The 24767-nt window shown below is 72.2% G+C and carries 25 protein-coding genes; 8 read left to right on the top strand and 17 right to left on the bottom strand.

Annotated elements, in window-relative coordinates; translation table 11 throughout:
• Window positions 1-45 precede the first annotated feature (45 nt).
• The 3 genes from AC1DP1_RS18320 (at window position 46) to AC1DP1_RS18310 (ending at window position 2597) form a co-directional block, all read left to right on the top strand.
• Window positions 46-936: a glutamate ABC transporter substrate-binding protein gene (locus AC1DP1_RS18320; protein WP_477508051.1), complete on the top strand. Its 891-nt coding sequence runs from the start codon at window positions 46-48 to the stop codon at window positions 934-936.
• A 114-nt stretch (window positions 937-1050) separates the two neighbouring features.
• Window positions 1051-1740 (top strand): amino acid ABC transporter permease, encoded by a 690-nt coding sequence (locus AC1DP1_RS18315; RefSeq protein ID WP_477508050.1) that lies wholly within the window; start codon window positions 1051-1053, stop codon window positions 1738-1740.
• Window positions 1737-2597: an amino acid ABC transporter permease gene (locus tag AC1DP1_RS18310; protein WP_477508049.1), complete on the top strand. Its 861-nt coding sequence runs from the start codon at window positions 1737-1739 to the stop codon at window positions 2595-2597. Before AC1DP1_RS18315 ends, AC1DP1_RS18310 begins: the two co-directional genes overlap by 4 nt.
• A 52-nt stretch (window positions 2598-2649) precedes the next feature.
• Here the strand turns inward: AC1DP1_RS18310 and AC1DP1_RS18305 are convergent, their stop codons facing one another.
• From AC1DP1_RS18305 to AC1DP1_RS18285, 5 genes are all read right to left on the bottom strand, one after another.
• Complete coding sequence (locus tag AC1DP1_RS18305) at window positions 2650-3147, bottom strand: hotdog fold domain-containing protein (RefSeq protein ID WP_477508048.1); 498 nt, start codon at window positions 3145-3147, stop codon at window positions 2650-2652.
• Window positions 3148-3181: 34 nt separating this feature from the next.
• Complete coding sequence (locus AC1DP1_RS18300; RefSeq protein WP_477508047.1) at window positions 3182-4084, bottom strand: N5-glutamine methyltransferase family protein; 903 nt, start codon at window positions 4082-4084, stop codon at window positions 3182-3184.
• The gene (locus AC1DP1_RS18295) at window positions 4081-4929 is read right to left on the bottom strand and encodes an SGNH/GDSL hydrolase family protein (RefSeq protein ID WP_477508046.1); all 849 of its coding nucleotides are present in this window, start codon (window positions 4927-4929) and stop codon (window positions 4081-4083) included. The genes AC1DP1_RS18300 and AC1DP1_RS18295 overlap by 4 nt, the downstream gene beginning before the upstream one ends.
• Before the next feature lie 74 nt (window positions 4930-5003).
• Window positions 5004-5381, bottom strand: coding sequence for a VOC family protein (locus tag AC1DP1_RS18290; protein ID WP_477508045.1), 378 nt, complete (start codon window positions 5379-5381; stop codon window positions 5004-5006).
• Window positions 5378-6181 carry a trans-aconitate 2-methyltransferase gene (locus tag AC1DP1_RS18285; protein ID WP_477508044.1) on the bottom strand — a complete coding sequence of 268 codons (804 nt, stop codon included), beginning with the start codon at window positions 6179-6181 and terminating at the stop codon, window positions 5378-5380. Before AC1DP1_RS18285 ends, AC1DP1_RS18290 begins: the two co-directional genes overlap by 4 nt.
• A 200-nt stretch (window positions 6182-6381) precedes the next feature.
• Here AC1DP1_RS18285 and AC1DP1_RS18280 point away from each other — a divergent pair, with 200 nt between their 5' ends.
• A complete protein-coding gene (locus tag AC1DP1_RS18280) occupies window positions 6382-6867 on the top strand; it encodes a MarR family winged helix-turn-helix transcriptional regulator (protein WP_457188790.1) in 486 nt (161 codons plus the stop codon).
• Window positions 6868-6878: 11 nt separating this feature from the next.
• Here the strand turns inward: AC1DP1_RS18280 and AC1DP1_RS18275 are convergent, their stop codons facing one another.
• The 8 genes from AC1DP1_RS18275 to rsmI form a co-directional block, all read right to left on the bottom strand.
• Window positions 6879-8750 carry an ABC-F family ATP-binding cassette domain-containing protein gene (locus AC1DP1_RS18275; protein WP_477508043.1) on the bottom strand — a complete coding sequence of 624 codons (1872 nt, stop codon included), beginning with the start codon at window positions 8748-8750 and terminating at the stop codon, window positions 6879-6881.
• Between the two features lie 205 nt (window positions 8751-8955).
• Entirely contained in the window at window positions 8956-10491 is a 1536-nt protein-coding gene (locus AC1DP1_RS18270; RefSeq protein ID WP_457188794.1) for a flotillin family protein, read from the bottom strand.
• A gap of 44 nt (window positions 10492-10535) precedes the next feature.
• Window positions 10536-11036 (bottom strand): hypothetical protein, encoded by a 501-nt coding sequence (locus AC1DP1_RS18265; protein WP_477508042.1) that lies wholly within the window; start codon window positions 11034-11036, stop codon window positions 10536-10538.
• Between the two features lie 111 nt (window positions 11037-11147).
• On the bottom strand, window positions 11148-12059 hold the full coding sequence (locus AC1DP1_RS18260; protein WP_477508041.1) for a 4-(cytidine 5'-diphospho)-2-C-methyl-D-erythritol kinase: 912 nt from the start codon (window positions 12057-12059) through the stop codon (window positions 11148-11150).
• Entirely contained in the window at window positions 12056-12952 is an 897-nt protein-coding gene (gene rsmA, locus AC1DP1_RS18255; RefSeq protein ID WP_457188800.1) for a 16S rRNA (adenine(1518)-N(6)/adenine(1519)-N(6))-dimethyltransferase RsmA, read from the bottom strand. Before rsmA ends, AC1DP1_RS18260 begins: the two co-directional genes overlap by 4 nt.
• 30 nt (window positions 12953-12982) lie before the next feature.
• Window positions 12983-14122 carry a transglycosylase family protein gene (locus AC1DP1_RS18250; RefSeq protein ID WP_477508040.1) on the bottom strand — a complete coding sequence of 380 codons (1140 nt, stop codon included), beginning with the start codon at window positions 14120-14122 and terminating at the stop codon, window positions 12983-12985.
• Window positions 14123-14411: 289 nt separating this feature from the next.
• The gene (locus AC1DP1_RS18245; protein WP_477508039.1) at window positions 14412-15317 is read right to left on the bottom strand and encodes a TatD family hydrolase; all 906 of its coding nucleotides are present in this window, start codon (window positions 15315-15317) and stop codon (window positions 14412-14414) included.
• Window positions 15304-16134 (bottom strand): 16S rRNA (cytidine(1402)-2'-O)-methyltransferase, encoded by an 831-nt coding sequence (gene rsmI, locus AC1DP1_RS18240; protein ID WP_477508038.1) that lies wholly within the window; start codon window positions 16132-16134, stop codon window positions 15304-15306. Before rsmI ends, AC1DP1_RS18245 begins: the two co-directional genes overlap by 14 nt.
• A gap of 168 nt (window positions 16135-16302) precedes the next feature.
• Here rsmI and AC1DP1_RS18235 point away from each other — a divergent pair, with 168 nt between their 5' ends.
• From AC1DP1_RS18235 to AC1DP1_RS18225, 3 genes are all read left to right on the top strand, one after another.
• Window positions 16303-17748 carry an alkaline phosphatase PhoX gene (locus AC1DP1_RS18235; protein WP_477508037.1) on the top strand — a complete coding sequence of 482 codons (1446 nt, stop codon included), beginning with the start codon at window positions 16303-16305 and terminating at the stop codon, window positions 17746-17748.
• A gap of 65 nt (window positions 17749-17813) precedes the next feature.
• Window positions 17814-19385, top strand: a complete 1572-nt coding sequence (locus AC1DP1_RS18230) for a dolichyl-phosphate-mannose--protein mannosyltransferase (RefSeq protein WP_477508036.1) — start codon at window positions 17814-17816, stop codon at window positions 19383-19385.
• Window positions 19386-19565: 180 nt separating this feature from the next.
• A complete protein-coding gene (locus tag AC1DP1_RS18225; RefSeq protein WP_457188809.1) occupies window positions 19566-19790 on the top strand; it encodes a hypothetical protein in 225 nt (74 codons plus the stop codon).
• Window positions 19791-19806: 16 nt separating this feature from the next.
• On the opposite strand, the gene AC1DP1_RS18220 is transcribed toward AC1DP1_RS18225, so the two are convergent.
• Window positions 19807-20679: a LysR family transcriptional regulator gene (locus AC1DP1_RS18220; RefSeq protein WP_477508035.1), complete on the bottom strand. Its 873-nt coding sequence runs from the start codon at window positions 20677-20679 to the stop codon at window positions 19807-19809.
• A 70-nt stretch (window positions 20680-20749) separates the two neighbouring features.
• On the opposite strand from AC1DP1_RS18220, the gene AC1DP1_RS18215 reads away from it, so the two are divergent.
• Window positions 20750-22000, top strand: coding sequence for an MFS transporter (locus tag AC1DP1_RS18215; RefSeq protein WP_477508034.1), 1251 nt, complete (start codon window positions 20750-20752; stop codon window positions 21998-22000).
• A 16-nt stretch (window positions 22001-22016) separates the two neighbouring features.
• Here AC1DP1_RS18215 and AC1DP1_RS18210 read toward each other — a convergent pair whose 3' ends face one another.
• Genes AC1DP1_RS18210 through AC1DP1_RS18200 form a run of 3 tightly spaced genes read right to left on the bottom strand, consistent with a single transcriptional unit; the run spans window position 22017 to window position 24730 of the window.
• The gene (locus tag AC1DP1_RS18210; RefSeq protein WP_477508033.1) at window positions 22017-22628 is read right to left on the bottom strand and encodes a hypothetical protein; all 612 of its coding nucleotides are present in this window, start codon (window positions 22626-22628) and stop codon (window positions 22017-22019) included.
• Entirely contained in the window at window positions 22625-24034 is a 1410-nt protein-coding gene (locus tag AC1DP1_RS18205; protein WP_477508032.1) for a HAMP domain-containing sensor histidine kinase, read from the bottom strand. Before AC1DP1_RS18205 ends, AC1DP1_RS18210 begins: the two co-directional genes overlap by 4 nt.
• A 12-nt stretch (window positions 24035-24046) precedes the next feature.
• Window positions 24047-24730, bottom strand: coding sequence for a response regulator (locus AC1DP1_RS18200; protein ID WP_477508031.1), 684 nt, complete (start codon window positions 24728-24730; stop codon window positions 24047-24049).
• Window positions 24731-24767: the final 37 nt, after the last annotated feature.

The raw sequence follows: 24767 nt of genomic DNA, 5'->3' as shown, positions 1-24767 counted from the left end.
GCGTCCGACCACGAGTTCCCGCACCACAGACATAGGGAGAAGCAGATGCGATTCATCCGTACCAAGGCCGTCATCGCGACGGTCGGGCTCGCCCTCTCGCTCGCTGCCTGCGGCGACGCAGGTGACGACGGCGGCGAGACGACCGACGTCGAGGTCCAGGAGAACGCCGGCGACGAGTTCGACGACGGGACGGCGATGAAGGAGTTCGCCGACTCGGGCGAGATCACCATCGGCGTGAAGTACGACCAGCCCGGAATCGGCTTCAAGGGCGCCACCGACGACATGCCGGTCGGCTTCGACCCCGAGATCGGCAAGATCCTCGCCGCGTCGCTCGGCATCGCCCCCGAGGACATCACCTGGAAGGAGACGATCTCCGACAACCGCGAGCCGTTCCTGCAGGAGGGCGAGGTCGACCTCGTCATCGCGTCGTACTCGATCACCGACGAGCGCCGCGAGGTCGTGGGCCAGGCCGGCCCCTACTACGTCACCGGCCAGCAGCTGCTCGTGAAGTCCGACAGCGACATCGAGTCGCTCGACGACGTCAAGGGCACCGAGGTCTGCTCCGTGACCGGCTCCACGTCGCTGGAGAACATCAAGGCCGAAGGCGCCAAGCCGCGTGGCTTCGACACCTACTCCGAGTGCGTCGATCAGGTCCTCAGCGGCACCGTGGACGCGATGACCACCGACGGCGCGATCCTGCTCGGCTACGCCGCGGAGAACCCCGACGAGCTCAAGGTCGTCGTGGAGCCGTTCTCCGAGGAGCGCTACGGCGTCGGCTACAGCATCGACAAGCCCGAGATGTGCCAGTGGATCGTGGACACGATCACCGAGGCGCAGGACAGCGGCGACTGGGACACGGCCTTCGAGGCCACCCTGGGCCAGTCGGGCGTCGACACGCCCGAGCCGCCTGCCATGGACGAGTGCCCGGCCGCCTGACGCAGCACCACCGCACCACGTGCATCACGGCTGAATCACCACTGAACCACCACTGATCGGACGCCGGCGGGCCGCGAGGCCCGCCGGCGTCCCGCAGAGAGGAGCCCGCAGCCCATGGACGCGGTGATCTCGAACTTCGACGAGTACCTCAAGGCGTTCGGCCTGACGATCGGGCTGTTCGTCGTCTCCGGCATCGCCTCGCTGGTGCTCGGCACCATCCTCGCCGTCCTCCGGGTCGGCCCGGTGTCGATCCTCAACAAGGCGGCGTCGCTCTACGTCACGCTGTTCCGCAACACCCCGCTGCTGATGATCTTCGTCTTCATCTTCATCGCGATGCCGGTGCTGGGCTACAACTTCAAGATCGTCGAGAACATCGAGATCGCGGGCTACAACGTCTCGGCCTTCTTCTTCCGCGCCTGCCTCGCGCTCACCCTCTACACCTCCGCCTTCGTCTGCGAGGCGCTGCGCTCCGGCGTCAACGCCGTCCCCCTCGGACAGGCCGAGGCGGGCCGCGCGATCGGCCTCACCTTCTCCCAGTCGATGACCCTCGTCATCCTTCCCCAGGCCACGCGCGCGGTGATCCCCCCGATGACCAGCGTGATGATCGCCCTGGCCAAGAACACCTCCGTGGCGGCGGCCTTCGGCCTCGCCGAGGCCACGGCCACGATGCGCGGCTTCACCAACAACAACGCCGACGAGCGGATCGGGATCTTCCTCGCGTTCGCGATCGGCTACATCATCGTCGTCGAGGTCATCTCGCTGTCGTCCTACCTCGTCGAGCGAAAGGTGAGGGTGGTCCGATGAGCGCCTCAGTCCTCTTCGACGCGCCCGGTCCCAAGACGGTCGCCCGGCACCGCGTCTACACCGTCATCAGCATCGCCGCGCTGGTCGCGATGGTCGCCTTCGCCATCTGGAAGCTCTACGACGCCGGGCAGCTCGAGTACGCGCTCTGGGAGCCGTTCGTCACCCCCGAGTACATCCAGTACATCCTCGTGGACGGCCTCCTCGAGACCCTCAAGATGGCGTTCTTCTCGATCATCTTCGCGGTGGTCTTCGGCCTCGTCTTCGGAGTCGCCAAGCTGTCCGACCGCGGCTGGATCCGCTGGCCGGCGTGGCTCGTCGTGGAGTTCTTCCGCGCCGTCCCCGTCCTGCTCCTGATGGTCTTCGCGTTCTTCCTGCTCGCCATCGGCAACGGGCCGCTGTCGTCGTTCTGGTGCGTGGTCATCGCCCTGACCCTCTACAACGGGTCGGTGCTCGCCGAGGTGTTCCGTGCCGGCATCAACGCCGTGCCGCGTGGCCAGGCCGAGGCGGCGTACGCCATCGGCATGCGCAAGTCGCAGGTGATGACCACGGTGCTGCTCCCGCAGGCGGTCAAGATCATGCTGCCGGCCATCATCAGCCAGATGGTCGTCGCGCTGAAGGACACCAGCCTCGGCTACTACATCCTCGCCCCCGGCCTGACGGCGGTGGCCAAGCCGATCTACCTCGAGTTCTCCAACCAGGTGCCGACGGCGATCGTCATCACCGGCATCTACGTCGCGGTCAACCTCGTCCTCACCTGGGTCGCGACCCTCGTGCAGAAGCGCCTGGTCGGGGAGAAGAAGGTGCTCGACGTGCCGATGGTGGGCGCCCCGACAGGACCCGGCGCACCCGTCGTCTAGCGCTGGGGTCGGGTCTTCTCGAACGGTTGCGCCCTCGCAGGCTCGGGCGCACTCAAGACGTCGACGTCCGTCGCTTCGCTCCGGTCTTCTCGGTCACCCAGAGCCGGATCTCGCCCTCGACGACGACGGTGCCGTCGGTGCGTACGCCCCGCACGCGCACCGGCAGGTCGTACCCCTCCCCCACCTCTGCCGTCCACTGTCCAGGGTCGGTCTCGGCGATGCACGTGATGTCGGTCGTGGCCTTGGCGGTGTAGGCCACCTCCATGCCCTTCGGGATCCAGCGCCGGTCACGCGGGATCGTCGACTCGGCCAGCGCCCCCATGGCGGCCTCGAGGCCGTTGCACAGCGCGATCGCGTGCACCGTCCCGATGTGGTTGTGCACCGCGCGACGCTTCGGGATGACGAGCTCGACGTGGTCCGGCTCGACCACGGTGAACCGCGGCCGGATGGAGGCGAAGTACGGCGCCTTCTGGGCGAAGGCGATCGAGAAGACCCGGGTGCCCAGCGGGAGCGCGGAGGTCTTCTTCCAGAGGTCCAGGACGGTAGCCATGCCGCGATGCTACCAGCGGGTAACTTCGGGTGTGTCAGCTCCGACGGGCGGTGATCACGCGGATGTTGCCGTCGTCGTCCTCGACCGGCTCGACGACCTCCCAGCCGGGGAACCGGGGGATCCGCTTCTGCCAGTACGCCCCCTGGCCCAGGCCGATCTCGAAGCACAGCCCGCCACCCGACCGCAGCCAGTCGGGCGCCTCCTGGACGAGCCGGCTGACGATCGAGAGCCCGAGGCTGCCGCCGTCGAAGGCCATCCGGGGCTCGTGCTCGGAGATCTCTGCGGCCATCTCCCCCACCCGCGCCGAGGAGATGTAGGGCGGGTTGCAGATCAGCACGTCGACACTGCCCCGGAGGTCGGCGGGCAGCGCGTCGAAGAGGTCACCGTCGGACAGCGTCACGCGGTCGGCGACGCCGGTGAAGACCATGTTGGCCCGGGCCAGCCCGACGGCGGACGTCGAGAGGTCGGCGGCGTGCACCGTGACCTGAGGGGCTGCCACGGCGACGGCCGCAGCCAGGTTGCCCGCCCCCGTGCAGAGGTCGACGACGACGGACCCATCGGTGGCGCGCACCAGGTCGAGGGCGGTGCGGCCGAGGATCTCGGTCTCCACGCGCGGCACGAGCGCCTCCGGGCCGGCCAGCAGCTCGACACCCATGAAGCTCTGCCGTCCGGTGAGGTGGCCCAGCGGCGACCCGGCCACCCGGCGCTCCACCAGGGCGCCGAGCAGGCGCTCACCCTCCTCGGTCAGCGGGGCGAGGGGCACGGCGCCCGCCGCCGTCACTGAGAGGGGGCGACCCGCGGCAGCCGCCCACAACGCGCGGAGCGTCGACTCGGGCGTCTCCTCGGGATGGTCCGGGAGGATCTCGGCCTCGGCCTCGAGACGCGCGAGGTGCTGGGCGAAGAGGGGCGGCGCTTCGACAGTGGCGGTGGCGGTCATGAGTGTGCTCCCTGCGTGAGGAGGTCGAGGAACCGGGCGGCCAGCACGGCGGACCCGGCGGAGTTGAGGTGCTCGCGGTCCGCATCGGCCCACCCGGGGGCGAGCGTGGCGAGCCTGGTCCCGTCGGGGGTGGTGCTCTCGACGGCAGCGATGTCGAAGAGGTCGTCGTCGGCATAGGCCTCGCGCACGAGGTCGTTGAACTGCTCGCGGGCAGCGTTGTCGTCGCCGCGCAGGAGGACCTTGAGGTGCTGCTTGATGCCGGACGGCGCCGCGGTCAGCGGCACCGTCGCGTGGACGAACCGCACGTCCGGGAAGTCGCGCTGCAGGCCGTCGAGCGTCTCCTGGTAGGCGGCGAAGACCTGCTCGACGTCCGTCTTCGCCGTCACGTCGGTGAAGCAGAGCTTGACCATGGCGACGTCGACCTCGTCGGCGAGACCGGAGCGCATGGCGGTGTCGAAGTTGGCCAGCTTGCCCAGCGGGTCGCCGTTGACGCCGATCTCCGCGTGGACGACGGCACCCTGGCCCTCCGGCAGGTCCGGGTGCGGGTCGCCGACCGACACCTGCACGACCTCCGCCTCGGGGACGTGGGCATCGGCGTACAGGCGCTGGAGGCCGTCGAGCATGTTCCAGCCGATCGACATGTGGCCGATGAAGACCCGCTGCCCGGCGACCGCGCCGAGCTCGGCCGGCGTGACGGCCGGGGCGGCGGCGTCCGGCGACTGCTCCGGCTCGCGCGGCCCCCAGAAGCGGACCAGCACGACGGCGCCGACCGCCAGGACGACGGCAGCACCCAGCAGCACCCGCCCGACGGCGCGTGCCCGCGTCCCCCTGCGCTCCCTCAGCACCCCGCCACCGTAGGGACGGGTCGACCGACCTCCCACCGGATCCAGCCGAGGTGCCCCGATTCTGGGGACGGCCGTCAGACCGGCTGCAGCACCTCGACCCGGTTGCCGTGGCCGTCGAAGGCGTGGAGCCGGACGTGGCCGGGGAACGAGTCACGCTGGCTCTCGTCGACCTCGAAGCCGAGGCTGCGCAGCCGAGCGGCGACCGCGACCAGGTCGTCGACGACGAAGGCCGGGTGTGCCTTGCGCGCCGGTGCGAACGGGGCCTCGACGCCGACGTGCAGCTCGGCCGCCACGGAGCCCCTGTCGTCGTACGCCCGGAACCAGCACCCGCCGCGCGCGACCAGGTCGGCCGGCTTGTCGACCTCGGTCATGCCGAGCGCCTCGGCGTAGAAGCGGCGGGCCGCGTCCTCTCCCCCGCGCGGGCAGGCGACCTGCACGTGGTGGAGCCTCACGGGACCGGCACGCCCTGCGGCTTGCGCGCCACCACGAAGATGCGTCGGAACGGCAGGACCACGCGGCCCGCGGCGTCGGCCGGGTAGGCCTCGCGCAGCAGCGCCTTGAACTCGTCCTCGAAGTGTGGACGCAGGTCGTCGGGCAGCGCCTGCAGCGTCGGGCGGGCCCCGGTCCCGGAGACCCAGTCGAAGACGGGGTCCGCACCGGTGAGCACGTGGAGGTACGTCGTCTCCCACGCGTCGACCTCGCAGCCGAGGTCGAGCAGGACCCGGGCGTAGTCCGCCGGGTCGTGGCTCGTCGGGACGCGGGCGTCGCGCACGTGCTCGGCGTACGGCTCACGCGCGGCGAGGTCGGTGCGGGTGGTGTGGCTGGGCTCGTCGAAGTTGCCGGGCACCTGGAAGGCGAACCAGCCACCGGGCTGCAGCCGGTCGACCAGGCCAGGCAGCAGGTCGAGGTGCTCCGGGATCCACTGGAGGGTGGCGTTGGAGACCAGCACGTCGATCGGCGCTCGCATGGCCAGCGGGTCGGGGCGCGCCCACTCACGCAGGTCGCCGACCTCCCAGTGGACGCCGTCGACGGCGCGGGCCGCCTCGATCATCTCGGAGCTGCTGTCGACCCCCGTCACCTCGGCGCCGCGCCATCGGTCGGCCAGCAGGGCGGTGAGGTTGCCGGGGCCGCAGCCGAGGTCGACGACCACGCGCGGGCTCTCGGCGGGCACCCGCGCGAGCAGGTCGACGAACGGCCTGCCGCGCTCGTCGGCGTACGCGAGGTAGCGGTCGGGGTCCCAGGTGTGGCTCATGGCGTCCTCCACAGGTGTTCGGTCGCGGTACCCCACCAGATATCCGGGGACGTCCTGGTAGGTCAACCGGTCGATCCGCCTACCCGGACGTCCTCAGACCCGGGTGGAGCAGCGAAGATGTCTTGACGTCGAGATACTTCCAGCCTCACCCGAAACAGTCTCGATGTCAAGATTCTCGACCGATCTGGCACGATGTCGTCATGCGTGACGAGGTGGACGACCTGGTCGAGGCGTGGGGCCGCGAGCGCGGCGACCTCGACCTCGCGCCCGTCGCGGTGTTCTCCCGCATCAGTCGCCTGGCCCGCCACCTCGACCTCGCGCGGCGCGTCGCCTTCACCGCCCACAGCATCGAGTCGTGGGAGTTCGACGTCCTCGCGGCGCTGCGCCGGGCCGGACAGCCGTACGAGCTCTCCCCCGGCCGGCTGCTCCGCGAGACGCTCGTGACCAGCGGCACGATGACCAACCGGGTGGACCGGCTGACGGCGCGGGGTCTCGTCGAGCGGCTCCCCGACCCCCACGACCGCCGCGGCGTGCTGGTGCGGCTGACCGCCGACGGCAAGGCATCGGTCGACGGTGCCTTCGAGGCGCTGCTGGCGGCGGAGGCCGACCTGCTCGCCGACCTCTCCGACCGCGACCGCACCCAGCTCGCCGGCCTGCTGCGCTCGCTGCTCGCGCCCTTCAGCTGACGCGCAAGCGTCTAGTCGACGACCTCGGACGCCTCGAGCCACTCCATCTCCAGCTCGTCCTTCTCCGCGGCGAGCTCGCCGAGCTGCCCGCCGACCCGCGCGAGCAGGTCGTAGTCGGTGAGGTTGGCCTCCATCTCCGCGTGCAGCTCCGCCTCGCGTACGGCGATGCGCTCGAGCTGCTTCTCCACCCGGGCGAGCACCTTGCGGGCCGCGCGGTCCTCCGCGCTGCCGGCCCGCGCCTTGGGCGAGGGTGGCGGCAGATCGCCCGGTTCGTCGCCTGACGGCTGCGAGGTGCCGCCACCACCGTGCGGGGGTGGCGGCAGATCGCGCCCGGAAGAGCCCGACGGCTGCGAGGTGCCGCCACCACCGGCGCCGAGGGAGGCGGACGAGGCGGATGCGGCTCGCCTCTCCAGGTACTCGTCCACCCCGCGCGGCAGCATCGAGACCTGCCCGTCGCCGAGGAGCGCCCAGACGGAATCGGTGACCCGCTCGAGGAAGTAGCGGTCGTGCGAGACCACGATGAGCGTGCCGGGCCAGGAGTCGAGGAAGTCCTCGAGGACGTTGAGGGTGTCGATGTCGAGGTCGTTGGTCGGCTCGTCGAGGAGCAGCACGTTGGGCTCGATCAGCAGCAGCTTGAGCAGCTGGAAGCGCCGCCGCTCACCACCGGACAGGTCGCCGAGCCGCGCGGTGAGCCGGTCGCCGGTGAAGCCGAAGCGCTCCAGCAGCGAGGTGGCGGTGACCTCCTGGCCGTCGAGGGTCTTGCTGACCCGCCGGATCGACTCGACCGTCGGCAGCACCCGCGCCTCGGGGTCGATCTCGTCGAGCGCCTGCGTGAGGTGCTGCATCTCGACCGTCCGGCCCTGCTTCACCCGGCCGACGTCGGGCGTGAGCGTCCCGGCGATCAGCGACAGCAGCGACGTCTTGCCGGCGCCGTTGACGCCCACGATCCCGATCCGGTCGCCCGGGCCGATGCGCCAGGTCGCATGCTCGAGCAGCACCCGCTCGCCGCGCTTGAGGTCAACGTCCTCGATGTCGATGACGTCCTTGCCGAGCCGCTGGCTGGCGAACCGCTGGAGCTCCAGCCGGTCACGCGGGTCGGGCACGTCGTCGATCAGGGCGTTGGCCGCGTCGATGCGGAACTTCGGCTTCGACGTACGCGCGGGGGCACCGCGCCGCAGCCAGGCGAGCTCCTTGCGGGCGAGGTTCTGCCGCCGCGTCTCGGTGGCCGCCGCCTGCCGCTGCCGCTCGGCCTTGGCGAGGACGTACGCCGCGTAGCCGCCTTCGTAGGAGTCGACCGCGCCGTCGTGCACCTCCCACGTCGTCTGGCAGACCGCGTCGAGGAACCACCGGTCGTGCGTCACCACGATGAGCGCGCTCGGCAGGCCGACGAGGTGTCCGGCCAGCCAGGCCACGGCTTCGACGTCGAGGTGGTTGGTCGGCTCGTCGAGCACGATCAGGTCGTGGCGCGAGAGCAGCAGGGCAGCGAGCGCGCAGCGGCGCCGCTCGCCACCGGACAGGCCGACGACCGCGCGGTCGAGGGTCACCCCGGCGAGCAGCTCCTCGACGACCTGCCGCGTGGTGGGGTCGGCGGCCCACTCGTGGTCCTGCCGCCCACCGAGCACCGCCTCGCGGACGCTGTGGCTGTCGACGAGCTCGTCGCCCTGGTGGAGGTAGCCGATCTCGACGCCGCGGGTGCGGGAGACGCGGCCGGTGTCGGGCTGCTCGATGCCCGTCATCACCTCGAGCAGGGTCGTCTTGCCGTCGCCGTTGCGGCCCACGACGCCGACGCGCTCGCCCAGCGAGATGCCGAGCGAGACGTTGTCGAGGAGGGGCCGTACGCCGTAGGACTTCGAGACGCGCTCGAGGTTGATCAGGTTCGCCATGTCCGGGCGATCCTCTCAGGTGCGCCCCAGCGGGGACGGATCGGCGTACGCCCCCTCACGGGCGGTGCGTGAGCCACATCTCGCCGCGCTCGGACGTGGCTCGCACACCGCTCGCCCGGCGAGTCCCGCGCGGCACGCCGACGGGCGGTGCCCCAGCCACGTCCCCGGACTCCGGAATGTGGCTGGCACACCGCCCACGACGGCGTCAGGAGCTGGGCGACCCGTCGGTCGTTGACGCCGCGGCCAGGCCGGGCGTGGATCCGTTGGTGGTGGAGTACTTCTGGATCAGCGACTCGACGTCGAGGCCGGTGGTGGCCTTGAGCATCTCCATCGTCTGCACGAGGTTGTTGGTCACCTGCTTGGGCAGCTCGCCGGCGCCGTCGGCCGAGATGACCGTCAGCTTGTCGATGTTGCCCATCGGGCGGGCCAGCTCGGCGGCCACCTTGGGCATCACCTCGATGAGCATCTGGAGCACGGCGGCCTCGTTGTAGCCGGCGAACGCCGCGGCCTTCTTGTCCATGGCCTCGGCCTCGGCCTGGCCTGCGGCCAGGATGGCGGCACCCTGCGCCTCGCCCTCGGCGCGTACGGCGTCGGCCTCGGCGACACGGCGGGCCTTCTCGGCCTCACCGCGCTTGGCGCCCTCGATGGCCTCGGCCTCGGCCAGCGCCGAGCGGCGGGACTTCTCGCCCTCACCGGTCAGGCGGGCCTTCTCGGCCTCCGCCTCGGCGTTGGCGATGGACGCGGCCTTGCGGGCCTCGGCCTCGAGGATCGCCGAGCTGCGGCGACCCTGCGCCTCGGTCTCGACGCGGTAGCGCTCGGCGTCGGCGGGCTTGCGGACCTCGGTGTCGAGCTGGCGCTCCTTCAGCGCCGCCTGCCGGACGGCGACCTTCTCCTGCTCGAGGAGGACGGCCTGGTCGCGGTCGGCCTGGGCGAGCGGGCCGGCGGCCGCGGCCTGCGCGTTGGCGGCGTCGGTCTCGGCCTTGATCTCGGCGTTCTTGAGGGCGAGGGCGCGCTGGGTGACCGCGATCTCCTGCTCGGCGGCGATCCGGGCCTGCTCGGCCGCCTGGCGGGCGTTGGCCTCGGCGATGGAGGCGAGCTGGTTGAGCTTGGCGGCCTCGGGGCGGCCGAGGTCGGCGAGGTAGGAGCCGTCGTCGGTGATGTCCTGGATCTGGAAGGTGTCGAGAACCAGGCCCTGCCCGGTGAGGGACGACTCGGACTCCTCGGCCACACGCTGGGCGAAGGCGGCGCGGTCGCGGATGATCTGCTCGACCGACATCGAGCCGACGATCGAGCGCAGGGCGCCGGCGAGGACCTCCTGGGTGAAGGTCTCGATCTCCGCCTGCTGGCTCAGGAACCGCTGGCCGGCGGCGCGGATGGAGTCCTCGTTGCCGCCGACCTTGACCAGCGCGACGCCGTCGAGGTTGAGCTTGATGCCCTGCCCGGACACGGCTCCGCGGATCTGCACCGAGATGCGCCGCGAGGACAGGTCGAGGGTGGCGAGGCGCTGCACGAACGGGATGACGAACACGCCGCCACCCATGACGACCTTCTGGCCGGACAGGTCGGTGGAGATCTCACCGGTCTCCGGGTTGCGCACCTCGCCCTTTCCCTTGCGGCCGGTGACGATGAACGACTCGTTGGGACCGGCGACCTTGTAGCGCGTGGTCACCAGCAGCGCGAGCAGCACCACCAGGAAGGCGAGGCCGGCCACAGCAGTGACGACCGGGGACAGACTGAACATGGGCAGTGCTCCTAGCGAGAGGGCGTACGTGGATCGAGGACGGATCAGGGAAGGAAGAGGGGCTCGACCTGGACGGCCGTCGGCGAGATGACCTGCGTGACGCTGACCTGGGTGCCGGCAGGGACGGCGACGCTCGAGCGGGCGTTGAGGCGCGTGATGTGGCCACCGACGCTGAGCGAGACCACTCCGAAGCCGCCGCCGTCGGGGATCGCGCTGACCACCGAGCCGATCTTCTCGAGCATGTCGGAGGTGCGCACCGTGTCGCCCTTGCCGTCGCCGCGCAGGAACGTCGAGGCCCGCGCCGCGAGCCAGCCGAGCAGGACTCCGAGCACCAGGCCGATGACGACCGCGAGCGAGGTCGAGCCGGTCACCTCGAGGGCGATCGCGCCGCCGAAGCCGAGGGCGCCGAGGAAGCCGGCCACCGCCTCGGTCGAGAAGAACCCGGCGCTGAGGCCCTCGAAGGCACCGTCGAGGACGTCGCCGACGACCAGCGCCACGAGCAGCAGCAGGACGCCGACGGCGCCCACCACCAGGAACACGGTCACGATGCCTCCCCCAGGCGATCAGTGCGACGTCGTCGACGCCGCGCACAACATAACGACATGCTTCCCCGCCCGCTGCGGTTCACACCACCCGGTCCGGACCCCATCCGGGGACTAGCGCAGGTCCCACTCCGCTTCGCGCGTGCTGACGACGTGGGCGCCGGCCACGGGGCCGATGGCAGACAGCACGACGTCGTACGACGCCGACAGCGCCGTGACCACCTCCATGGAGCCGACCTGCGAGTCGCAGAGGAAGACGCAGGTCGGGCCCGATCCGCTCACCATGCCGCGGAGGGCACCCTCGGCCTCCCCGAGCGCGATCAGGTCGCCGAGCTCGGGTCGCAGGTCGATGGCCGGCTCCTGCAGGTCGTTGTGGAGCGCGCGCGCCAGCCGGACGGGCTCGCCGCTCGCCAGCGCGGCCAGGAGCTCCGTCGGCTCGGCGGGCCGCGCTGGGGCGTCGGGGTGCAGCCGGTCGAAGTGGCGGTAGACCTCCGGCGTCGAGAGGCCGACGGGAGCCGGCACGACGACCCACCACCACGTGCCGTGGTCGACGATCGGCTCGACGACCTCGCCGCGGCCCCGGCCCCGCGCCGTACCTCCCACGAGCGAGAACGGCACGTCGCTGCCGAGCCGGGCGGCCTGCGCGAGGAGCAGGTCGTCGGGCTGGCCCAGGTCGTGCAGCCGGTCGTGGGCGAGCAGGGCGGCCGCGCCGTCGGCGGAGCCGCCGGCCATCCCGCCTGCGACGGGGATCTGCTTGGTGATCTGGACGTGGTGGGGACCCCCGCACGGCGCCTCGACGAGGGCGCGCATCGCGATGTTGGTGGCGTCGGTCGGCACGGCGGTCACGTCGATGTGGGGCGTTCCTGCGACGGAGAGCGTGTCCTCGCCGGCGTCGGAGACGGTGACGTCGTCGTAGAGCGAGATGGCCTGGTAGACCGTGTCGAGCGGGTGGAAGCCATCCTCGCGGGGCGCGCCGACCCCGAGGTGGAGGTTGATCTTCGCGGCGGCGCGGACCGTCGTGCTCACTCGGCGACCTGGTCCGGCGTCGAGGCGCGCGTGGCCGCCAAGCCCTCGGCGATGCGCGAGAAGTCGTGGACGTCGAGCACCTCGCCGCGGGCGGTCGGGTCGACGCCCGCGGCCTCGAGCGCGGCGGTCGCGTTGTCGGCCGATCCGGCCAGCCCGCGCAGGGCGGCGCGCACCTGTTTGCGGCGCTGCGCGAAGGCGGCGTCGACGACGGCGAAGACCTGCTGGCGGGTCGCGGTGGTGTCCGGGGGCTCGCGCCGGGTCCAGGCGACGAGGCCGGAGTCGACGTTGGGGGCCGGCCAGAAGACGTTGCGCCCGATCGCGCCGGCACGGCGTACGTCGGCGAACCATGCGGCCTTCACGCTCGGCACGCCGTAGGTCTTCGACCCGGGCGGCGCGGCGAGGCGGTCGGCGACCTCCGCCTGCACCATCACCAGACCGCGCTCCAGCGACGGCAGGAGGGTGAGGAGGTGGATGAGCACCGGCACCGAGACGTTGTAGGGCAGGTTGGCGACCAGCGCGGTGGGCGGCGGGCCGGGCACTGAGTCCACGCGCATCGCGTCGGCCAGCACCACCTCGAAGCGGTCGGCCTGCCCCGGGGCGTACGACGCGATCGTGGCGGGCAGCCGCTCGGCCAGCAGCGGGTCGACCTCGATCGCGATGACCCGGCGGGCGACCTCGAGCAGCGCGAGGGTGAGCGACCCGAGCCCGGGTCCGACCTCGACGACCACGTCGTCGCCGGTGATGCCCGACTCGCGGACGATCCGGCGCACGGTGTTGGCGTCGATGACGAAGTTCTGCCCGCGCTGCTTGGTGGGTCGCAGGTCGAGCTCGGCGGCCAGCTGACGCACCTCGGCCGGCCCGAGGAGTCTCGGGCCGGCCGGGTTCGTGGTCATGGTGGTGAAGCCTAGGTGGTCAGCGTTCGATCAGCGGGGCAGGCCGAGCTTGGCCGCGCACCCGGGCCACGAGCCGTAGCCGCCGGTCGCGTCGCGCAGGCGCGTCGCCACGGCGATCTGGGTCTCGCGGGAGGCCTGGTGCGGGTAGCCCGTGCCGCCGTAGGCACGCCAGGTGCCGACGTTGAACTGGAGGCCGCCGTAGTAGCCGTTGCCGGTGTTGATGGCCCAGTTGCCGCCCGACTCGCACCGCGCGAGCGAGTCCCACACGGTGCTGCCGGCGGAGAAGTCGGCAGCCGGCTCCTCGGGCTTCTCCTTGGTGCCGACCGCGATCACGCGGGGCACGGCCTTGCGGCGCACGTCGGCCCGGACGACCTTGCGGGCCGCGAGGTCGCCGTTGACGAAGCGCAGCTGGTAGGTGACGTTGCGGACGCCGTCGCGACCGGCGCGCACGACCTCCTGCTCGCCCTCGAACATCGAGGAGTCCTCGCGCTCGACGACGGGGGCGTCGAGCACCTCGCGCTCCACCTTCCTGGTGGCCACGCGGATGTCGGTGACGACGATCTTGTCGCCGTCGGCGATCTCGGTCGTCAGCGAGGGACGCACCTTGTCGTGCTTGTCGACCTCGAAGCCGGCCGACTTGAGCACGTCGGCGACGGTCAGCGCCGCCATCTTGCGCTGCTTCAGCTTCTTGGCGCCCAGCTTGAGGTGGACGACCTTCGGCGTGACGACGTCGAGCGTCAGTCCGCTGCGTCCGATCGAGGACCCGCGGCTGGCCGACAGGTCGGCGCCCTCGAAGCGGCGGCCGATCTCACCCAGCGCGCTCGCGACATTGGTCGAGTTCACCCAGTAGGTGTGCGACTCGCCGTCGACGGCGAGCTCGAGCGGTCGCCCGAACTGCACGGCGATGGCCGAGCCGTCGGTGACGGGCTCGTCGACCGCCGGGGCGACCAGGTCCTTGTCGGTGACCTCGACACCCTCGGCCGCGAGCACGTCGGCGACGGTTCCGCCGATGGCGCTGACCTGACGGGTCTCCCCGTCGAGGGTGAGGGTCACGTCCTTGCTGAGGGCGGCGTAGCCGACCGTCGTACCTCCGACGGCTGCCACGACCAGCGCGACGAGGGTCGCCAGGACGGTCTTGGACCTGCTGAGCTGCGCGAGACGAGAGCGCACGATTCTCCGAACGTCGTACTTTCCGGTCCTCGGGGGCAGCACCCCCCGGCCGAGCGTTGCATGCCATCCACGACCAGGTCGCGGGAGCCGTACGACGTGCGAGCGGGGGTCTCGCAGGACCGGCCCGAACCGGTCCTCGTGCTGCCGGTGATCGCTCCCGATCCCGGCCATCAATCACAGGACGATAACGATGACCGGCCATGACGCAAACTCCTGACGGCAAAATCCGGCGTGTCACCGCTCACGGTTCTGCCTGTCAGCCGACCTGTCAGCCGATCTACCAGCCGATCTACCAGGGGCCTCCGAAGGCGCGTTCGGTGTTGGCGTCGATCGCCCGGCACAGCTCCTCGAGGTCGGCTTGCAGCACCTCGGCCATCGCCCGCACGGTGTGCGGGACGAGGTAGGAGGCGTTGGGCCGGCCGCGCCACGGCGTGGGCGTCAGGTAGGGCGCGTCGGTCTCGACCAGCACCCGGTCGTGGGGCGTGACGGCGAGCGCGTCGCGCAGCGGCTGCGCGTTCTTGAAGGTCATCGTCCCGGCGAAGCTGAGGAACGCCCCGCGGTCGAGGCAGCGACGGGCGAAGGCCTCGTCGCCGGAGAAGCAGTGCATCACCCAGCGCTCGGGCGCACCCTCGGAGTCGACGATGCGCAGCACGTCGTCGTGGGCGTCGCGGTCGTGGATGACGAGCGTCTTGTCGAGGCGTTTGGCCAGGTCGATGTGACGCCGGAAGCTCTCCTCCTGCGCCGCCCGGCCGTCCTCGCCGGTGCGGAAGGTGTCGAGCCCGGTCTCGCCGACGGCCCGCACCTTGTCGTGGGCCCGCGCGAGCTGCTCGATCTCGGCGAGCGCTTCGTCGAGGCGGCCGCCCTCGGCGAGGCGCGGCGCCTCGTTCGGGTGCAGCGCGACGCCGGCGACGAGGGCGTCGTGCTCGGCCGCCGCGGCCACCGCCCAGCGGGCGCCGGGGAGGTCGCAGCCGATCTGCACGATCCTGGGCACACCGACGGCCGCCGCGGCCGCAATGGCGTCCGCCGTGTCGAGCCAGTCGCCGTCAGCGATGTCGAGGTGGCAGTGGTTGTCGACGACCGGGTGCGGCAGGGGTTCGGGCGCGGGCGGTCGCTCGCGGTCGCGCCGGGCGCCTGACGTCTCCTCGGTGGCCGCGCGGCTGCGGGTCGGCCCGGCTCCGCCGTCAGCGGTGGACAACGTCGTACACCTCCCGCTTGGGCAGGCCGGCCCTCCTGGCGACCTCGGCGATCGCCTCCTTGCGCGTGGAGCCGGAGGCCTCGAGGTCGGCGACGGCCGCGCGCAGGGTGCCGGGGTCGGTGTCGAGCGGCGGGGCTCCGCTCGAGCCCTCGACGACGATGGTGACCTCGCCGCGCACGCCGTCGGCCGCCCACGCGACCAGCTCGCCCAGCGGTCCGCGGCGCACCTCCTCGTACGTCTTCGTCAGCTCGCGGCACACCGCGGCCGGACGGTCCTCGCCCAGCGCCTCGGCCATCGCCGCCAGCGCCGCCTCGGTCCGGTGCGGTGCCTCGAAGAAGACCATCGTGCGCTCCTCCGCGGCCAGGGCGGCGAGCCGTCGCCCGCGCTCGCCCGCCTTGCGCGGCAGGAAGCCCTCGAAGCAGAACCGGTCGACCGGCAGGCCGCTGACGGCCAGCGCCGTCAGCACGGCACTGGGTCCGGGGACCGCCGTGACGCGTACGTCGTGCTCGACCGCGGCCACGACCAGCCGGTAGCCCGGGTCGGACACGCTCGGCATCCCCGCGTCGGTCACCAGCACGACCCGCTCGCCGGCCAGCAGCGCTTCGAGCAGGGCAGGCGTGCGGGCCTGCTCGTTGCCCTCGAAGTAGGACACGACCCGACCGGACAGCGTGATCCCGAGGTCGGCGCACAGCCGCTTGAGCCGTCGGGTGTCCTCGGCCGCGACGACGTCGGCACCCGAGAGCTCGGCGGCCAGCCGCGGTGGCGCGTCGCCGGCCTGCCCGATCGGGGTGCCCGCGAGGACGAGGACGCCAGTCATGCGGGGGCCCCGCGACCTTGTTCGGCGGAGCGAAGCGGAGGAGAAGAAGGTCGGGGGGTGCTCACGGGTTCACCGTAGATGCTCGCAAGAGGGGTTCCCGTCCCGGCCTCACGCCCCTAGCGTGACGAGATCCCCCCACCCGTTGTCGCGCCCTCGGAGGTCACCCTCATGGAGCTCAACCGCCGCACCGCCATCAAGGGAGCCCTCGGTGGCGCCCTCGCCGCCGGCCCGTTCGCCGGGTTCACCAACGCCGCCGCGCTCTCGCGGACGGGCGCCCTCGCCGGCGCTGCCGTCGGCGCGCTGGTCCCGGTCGCCGACGCCCGAGACGGCGCCGTACGACTCCACCTGCCGGCCGGCTTCGCCTACCGCTCGTTCCATGACACGAGCACGCCGGTGACGCTGCGCGACGGCACTCTGCTGCCCGGCCGGCACGACGGGATGGGCGCGTTCGCCGGGCCCGGCGGGTCGGTGCTGCTGGTGCGCAACCATGAGGTCAACAACCCGCAGCCGGCGTTCGGCCCGACCAAGCCGTACGACAAGCGCGGCGGCGCGGGCACGACGACGATCCAGGTGACGAGGTTCGGCGAGGTGCAGGACGCCTACACCAGCCTCAGCGGCACGATGATGAACTGCAGCGGCGGCCAGATGCCGTGGGGCGCCTGGGTCACCTGCGAGGAGACCGTCAACGGCCCCGACGTCGGCCCCGACTTCACCGGCGCCTCCAACGTGCCCCTGCAGAAGCGCCACGGCTACGTCTTCGAGGTCCCCGCGGGCGGCCTCGCCGACGCCCAGCCACTGCGCAAGGCCGGACGGTTCGCGCACGAGGCGGTGTCGTACGACCCGGCCGAGGGCGTGCTCTACCTGACCGAGGACAACTTCGCCTTCCCGTCGGGGTTCTACCGCTACGTGCCCCGCGAGCGGCGCGACGGCCACCGCAACCTCGACCACAACGGCCGGCTGCAGATGCTCGCCGTCGCGGGCCGGCCCAACCTGCACCTCGAGGCTCACCAGGACACCACGACCGTCCACGACGTCGCGTGGGTCGACATCGACGAGCCGGACGTCGAGTTCCCCTACACGCCGGGCGAGCCCGCGCCGACGAGCAACGACACCGCGATCAACTTCGTGGGCGACCAGGGCCGGGCGAAGGGCGCCGCCCACTTCGCGCGCTGCGAGGGCCAGATCTTCCACGACGGCGTCGTCTACTTCACCGCCACCCAGGGCGGCGGTCCGGCGATGACGGGTCCCGACAACGTCAACGGCTACGGCAAGGGCTTCGGTCAGGTGTGGGGCTACGACACCCGCACCCGGACGCTGCGGTGCGTCTACCAGTCCGAGAGCCGCGAGGTGCTCGACTTCCCCGACAACGTCACGACCAGCCCGCGCGGCACCCTGGTGCTGTGCGAGGACCACGACCAGGGCAACTACCTACGCGGCCTGACCACCGAGGGCGACCTGTTCTCCATCGCGCGCAACGCGATGGTCGGACGCGAGGGCGACGAGTTCGCCGGGTCGACGTTCAGCCCCGACGGGCACACCCTCTACGTCAACATCCAGGCCAGCCGCGGCCTGACCTTCGCGATCTGGGGTGACTGGGCCTCCATCGGGGTCTGAGCGCTCGCCGACCGGGTCAGCGCGTGCGGGCGGAGCCGTCGGTGGCGTCTGGCTAGAGTGCCCGCGTGAGCCCGACTGCCGCCGAGCGGAATCGTCCGCGTTGGCGGTCGGAGGACCCGATGTTCGGGTGGGCCGGCGCCCTCTTCCTCGCAGCCCTCGCGTTCTTCCTGCGCCGCTGGCACCTCGGCACACCCCACGCGTTCTCCTTCGACGAGACCTACTACGCCAAGGACGCGTGGTCGCTGCTCAACCACGGCTACGTGCGCGGCTACGTCGAGGACGCCGACAAGACGATCCTGAACGGCAACCTGACCGGGCTGTTCCTGGACGGTCCGTCGATGATCGTCCACCCCGAGGTTGGCAAGTGGGTGATCGCCGCCGGCATCAAGGTCTTCGGGATGGACCCCACCGGCTGGCGCACGGCGTCGGCGGTGGTGGGCGCGCTGATGGTGCTGCTGATGTGCCGCTTCGCCCGGCGCGTCACCGGCTCGACGGTCCTCGGACTCGTCGCTGGCCTGCTGCTCTCCGTCGACGGCCTCCAGCTCGTGCTGTCGCGGCTCGCCCTGCTCGACATCTTCCTGGCGTTCTTCACCCTCTGCGGCGTGCACTGCGTGGTCGCCGACCGTCAGTGGCTGCGCGACCGGCTGGCCGCGGGGGCCACACGGACGTGGTGGCGACCCTGGCTGGTCCTCGGCGGGATCAGCTTCGGCCTCGCGTGCGGCACCAAGTGGTCCGCTGTCTACGCGCTGGCCGTCTTCGGCCTGCTCGCGTGGCTGTGGAGCGCCGGCGCGCGGCGGGCGTTCGGCCAGCGCCGGCCCCTCCTACGCTCGATCGTCCTCGACGGGGCGCCGGCGTTCGTCGCGCTGGTGGGCGTCGCGCTGGCGACCTACGTCGCGTCGTGGACGGGCTGGCTGGTTCACGCCGACGCCTACGAGGACGCGTTCAACAACACGCAGTACACGTCGTACGGCGGGGGGAAGCCGTGGCCGACCGCGAGCGAGCCGGACGCCCACGGCCTCGGGGAGGTCACCCAGTCGCTGCGGTCGCTGTGGTCGTACCACCAGGACGTCTACACCTTCCACAGCCACTTCCTCAACGACTCGACGCACGTCTACGCCTCCAAGCCGTCCACGTGGCTGGTGATGGGTCGCCCGGTCGGGGTCGACGCCCAGACCGACATCCAGCCCGGCTCGCAGGGGTGCGAGGCGCCCTCGGGCTCGAGCTGCATCCGGCAGGTCCTGCTCCTCGGCAACCCCGTCATCTGGTGGGGCGGCAGCCTGGCCGCCATCGCATCGCTGCTGCTGTGGATCGGGGCACGCGACTGGCGCCACGGCGTCGTGGTCGCCGGCCTCGCCAGCACGTGGCTCCCCTGGTTCGCCTACGACGACCGGCCGATCTTCTTCTTCTACGCGATCACCGCCCTGCCGTTCCTCGTGCTGTCGGTCGCGCTGGCCATGGGCCACCTGATCGGGACGTCCGACGTGCCGACGCCGCGGCGCACCTTCGGCGTCGTCGTCGCCGGCAGCTACACGGTGCTCGCGGTGATCGCGTTCGCGTGGTTCTGGCCGATCTGGACCGACGTCCTGCTGACGAAGTCGGAGTGGGACGCCCGCATCTGGTTCCAGCGCTGGATCTGACCCCTCGGGGCCTCGCCTGCACCCGATCCGGTGAACCCGGCATGAACAACCGAGGTTTCCTCAAGATGGGTCGCAGTTCGGCTCCCGCCCATTCTCTTTCCGCGAGGTCCCCACGACGATGGTCGAACCCGGCACACACGGGGGTTTGTGCCCGGGCTCGACGCGAGGGAGGGAGCGTTGATGGACTCGACGATGATCCACGTCTGCCTGCAGACCGACGGAGCACCGACCGGTGAGCACCACGAGGTGGGTGAGCGCTGGGTCTGCTCGTGCGGGGACAACTTCGTCTACCGCGAGGGCTTCAACCGTGCCGGCTACCCGAGCCTCGAGTGGTGGCCCGCCCCGGCGATTCCGCAGCCGCGCAAGGCACGCCGCGGGCTGCTCTTCGGCCCGCGCCAGGGCTGAGCAACCTCGTTCGGCGTCAGTCGGCCCACGTCCGGCCGCGCACGAACGCCACGAACCGCTCGGCCGGCGGCGCGAGCGGCTTGTCGGTTCGCCAGGTGAGGCCGATCGTTCGCGTCGCCGACGCCGACGACAGCGCGAGCCCCACCGACCCGGACTGACCGGCGAACGCCTCCGGCACGATCGCCACCCCGAGCCCGGCGGCCACCAGTCCCTCGATCGTGGCCAGGTCGGCGCTCTCGAAGGAGATCCGGGGGCTCACGCCGGCCTCGGCGAGCAGCGCCTGCACGAGCGCGCTGTGGCCGAAGCCCGGCGGTGTCGTGACCAGCTCGTCGTCGGCCAGCGCGGCGAGGTCAATGCGCGTGCGGTCGCGGAAGCGGTGCGTGGGGGGCACCACCACCACGAGTCGCTCTCGCTGCACCGCCAGCCAGCCGAGGTCCTCGGCCCGGTCCATGGTGAGGCCGAGCTCGACGGCACCGCGGTCGAGGTCGCTGCGGATGTCGTGGGCGGGCTCCTGGCTCAGCACGACCTTCACGGCCGGCGCCTCGGCGTGGAAGGCGCGCAGCAGCTTGGGGACCAGCGTGGTGGCCATCGAGTCCAGGAACGCGAGCCGGACGATCCCGGTGTCCGGGTCGAGCCGGTTGGCCAGGTCGGCGCGCAGCTGCTCGTGGCGTACGACGAGGTCGCGGGCGGCGTCGAGCACCACCCGTCCGTCAGGAGTGACCGCCAGCCCGACCGGCGTCCGCTCGAAGACGCGCACCCCGAGCTCCGCCTCGATCCGGGCGAGCGAGCGCGACAGCGTGGGCTGGCTGGTGCCGAGCGCCGCCGCCGTCTCGGTGACGTGGCCGAGGTCGCCGAGCTCCACCAGCCAGCCGAGGTCGCGGAGCATCATGCGTCGATCGTATCGCCTTGCTCTTCTCGTGACATTGGACGCATGAGCCGGGAGAGCGGACCATCGACGGGTGCACACCGCCCCGCTCTCGCCCGTCGACGCCGGCCCGACGCCGTACCGCCCGGGCACCGCCGGCTACCGCCGCGTGATGGTGGCGGTGTTCGCCGCCGGGATGGCGACCTTCGTGCTGCTGTACGACGTGCAGGCGCTGCTGCCCGAGCTCGTCGAGGCGTACGACGTCTCCCCCACACGCGCCACGCTGGCGATGTCGCTGACGACCGGGGCCCTCGCCGTGGCGCTGCTCGTCGCCGGGCCGGTCTCGGAAGCAGTCGGCCGCACGCCCCTGATCCACCTCGCCCTGTGGTCCGCCGCGGTCGTGGGCGTCCTGTGCGCGCTGGCGCCGTCGTGGGAGGCGCTGCTCGGTCTCCGGGTGCTGCAGGGCGTGACCCTCGCCGGGCTGCCGGCCGTCGCGACGGCGTACCTCCGCGAGGAGCTGCATCCCTCCGCGCACGGTCGGGCCTTCGGCCTCTACATCGCCGGCACCGCCCTGGGCGGCATGGCCGGCCGGGTGGTCACCGCCCCGATCGCCGACGCCGCGGGCTGGCGCTGGGGCATGGCGGCCGCCGCACTCGCCGCACTCGCGTGCGCGGCGGTGGTGGCGTGGTTGCTGCCGGCGTCGCAGCACTTCGTGCGCCGGCCGGCCGACCTGCGGTCGGTGCTCGACGGCGCCCGCGCGGCGGTGCGCGACCGCGCCCTGGTGGCGCTCTACGTCCTGGGCGCCTGCGGGATCGGCACGATGGTGGCGGTCTTCAACGCGCTCGGGTTCCGGCTCAGCTCCGCGCCCTACGGGCTCTCGGTCGGCACGATCAGCCTGGTCTACCTCGTCTACGCGCTGGGCTCGGTCAGCTCGGCGACGTCCGGACGGATCGCCGACCGCATCGGCCGTCGCGCCACCATCCCGGTCGGCTGCGCGTTCGCCCTCGTGGGCGTGTGGCTGACCCTGGCCCACGCCCTGCCGGTCGTCGTCCTCGGGATGGCGGCGCTCACCGTCGGCTTCTTCTGCATCCACGGCCTGGCCAGCGGATGGGTCACCTCGCGCGCCCACCTCGCCGGCGTACGCACGGGGCAGGCTGCGGCCTTCTACCTCTTCGCCTACTACGTGGGCGCGTCGGTCTTCGGCAACCTCGGCAGCGCCGCCTGGAGCCACGCCGGCTGGCCGGGCGTGGTCGCCCTCGCCTCGGCGCTCCTGCTCACCGTCTGCGCGATGGTCGTCGTGCTGCGGCGCACCCCCGCCCTGGCCGCGCCGGGCGCCCCCGCCTGACCGGTCCGGGCCCGCCTCACCAGGCGCCCGGGAACCTCGCCGACCCCGCGATGGCGAGCAGCGATACGCCGAGCGCCACCCCGACCGCGATGAGCACCGACAGGCCGAGCCAGCGACGCCCGGGCAGCGCCAGCAGCACGAGCCCGCCTGCGGCCGCCACCGCGGGCAGCACCCAGACCGGCACCACCGCGGACAGCAAGGACACCAGCAGGGCGAGGCCCACGCCCGCAGCAGCCGCGCGACCGAGCGGCACCGGCCGCGGTCCCCGCGGGAGGCCGACCTCGGTGACGGGGCCGGCCGCGGGCAGCTGGTCGGGCGCCAGCACCCGCAGCAGGAGGGTGATGGTGGACGGGTCGGCCACCACCACGACGTCGCGGAACCGGTCGGCGACCGCGTGGCGGCGTACGACCTCGTCGAGCCGGTGACCGCGGTCCACGTCGGGGAAGCGGACCGGAGCCAGCACCACCTCCGGGTGGGCGGTGTGCCCGAGCCCCTGGACGATCCGTTTGCCGTCGGCGGTCGGGGCGGTGATCACGACCGCGGACGACCCGATGCCGGCCCGGACCCGCCCGACCTCCGCAGCGTCGGCCCGCGTGCTGACCACGAGGATCCGCTGGAAGTCGGTCACGCTCCGACGTTAGTCGCCGGAACCTTCCTGGGCGCGACCCCACCGGTCGAGGCCGGGAGCCGCAGCGCGAAGCGCGCCCCACCGTCGGGGCCGTCGACGACGGAGATGGTGCCCCGGTGCCAGGCGACGTGACGCGCCACGATGGCCAGGCCCAGTCCGAAGCCGCCCTCCTCCCGCCCGGGACCGCGGGCGAAGCGCTCGAAGATCCGTTGCCGGCTGTCCATCGGCACCCCCGGGCCGGCGTCGTCCACCGTCACCTGGACGTCTCGTCCCGTGGCTTCGACGCACACCCGGGTGCACCCGCCGCCGTGCAGCTCCGCGTTGGTGACCAGGTTGGCCACGACCTGCGCCAGGCGCCTGCGGTCCGCGGCGACCTCGAGGTGCTCCGCCGCCGGCGCCACGGAGGTGACCGGACGTCCGGCAGCAGCGTCGGCCGCATGGCGCACCAGCTCCGCGACACGCACGGGCTCACGCACCTCCTCGTCGCCGCTGTCGGCGCGCGAGATCTCGAGCAGGTCGATGACCAGCTGCCGGAAGCGCTCGAGCTCGTGGTCGAGCAGGTCGAGGGGCTCGAGAGCCGTGGCCGGCAGGACGCGGCGCCGGTGCTTCAGCGACTCCATCGCGTTGACCATGGTGGTCAGCGGGGTGCGCAGCTCGTGGCTGACGTCGCCGGCGAACCGGGCGTCGGCCTGCACGCGGTGCTGCAGCGAGCGGGCGGTGTGGTTGAACGACGCGGCGAGCTCGGCGAGGTCGGGGTCGGCGCCCGGGTCGAGCCGTGCGTCGAGGTCGCCCTCGGCGATGGCGGCGGCCGCGGCGGTCACCTCCTCCACCGGCCGCAGCAGGCGCCGTGCCACGACGCGACCCGCCACCACCCCGAGCGACGTGGTGATCACGGCGCTGATCAGGAGGCTCAGCCACAGCGCGCGCAGGGTGCGGGCCAGGTCTGCCCGGGGGAAGAGCTCGAGGAAGACGTCACCGTGGCCCATCGGGATGCCCACGGCGAGGTAGGTGCCACCACGGCTCTCGTGGATCGAGGAACTGGTCGCCGACGCCGCCCGTCGCACCAGGTCCTGCGGGAAGGTGGCGTCGGTCGAGGTGGTGCCGCGGTAGCGCTGGCCGTCGCGGACCAGGAGGGCCGCGCCGTCCTTCGGGTAGCGGAGGCGGTCGACCAGGGTGGCGACGTCCTGGCCCGCCCGCACGCCCACCTTGATGGTCAGCGCGTGGTCGGTGGCCTGGGCGAGCGCCGCGTCCTCCTGCTGCGCCGTGAGGTACGCCGACGTGAGGAGCCACGTCGTCACGGCCAGGAGCGTCGCAAGGACCAGCGCCATCAGGCCGAAGCCGAGCGCCACCCGGTCACGCAGGCCCAGTCGTCGAGGAAGGAGTCGGCGAGGCAGCAGTCGGCTCATCGCGCAGCACGCTCACGGGACCGCGCGGTAGCCCAGCCCACGAGCGGTGACGACGTGGCGGGGATTGGCGGGGTCCGCCTCGACCTTCACGCGCAGCCGGTGGACGTGCACGTCGACGATCCGGCCGTCGCCGAGGTAGTCGTAGCCCCAGACGCGTTCGAGCAGGTCCTCCCGGCTCACGACCTGGCCCTCGTTGCGGCACAGCTCCACCAGCAGGCGGAGCTCGGTGCGGGTGAGGTCGACCCCCACCCCGCCGACCGTCACCACGCCGCTGTCGACCCCGACCGAGATGTCGCCGAGCACCAGGGTTCGAGGATCCGTCGCCTCGGGGTGGTGGACGCGCCGCAGGAGCGCCCGGATCCGCGCCGACAGCTCCTTGGCGACGAGGGGCTTGGTGACGTAGTCGTCGGCCCCGGCCTCCAGCCCAGCGACCACGTCGTGGCTGTCGGTCCGTGCGGAGACGATGATCACCGGGACGTCGGTCCACCGTCGCACCTCGCGGCAGACCGAGAAGCCGTCGGTGTCGGGCAGCATGAGGTCGAGCAGGACGACGTCGGGTGCCTGCGCCCGCAGCTGTCGCAGCCCCGCCTCGCCGGTCGCCGCCTCCCCGACCTGGTAGCCCTCGTCCTGCAGCGCGAGGTGCAGTGACCGCCTCACCCGCGGGTCGTCCTCGATCAGCAGCACCGTGCGCGTCACGCCTCCAGTGTCCCCCTTCGGCTGCGACACACAACCG

Source organism: Nocardioides sp. P4_G10 (assembly GCF_056401175.1).
Note: the sequence above shows the minus strand (reverse complement) of the source record. Positions and strands in the feature narration are given on the sequence as shown.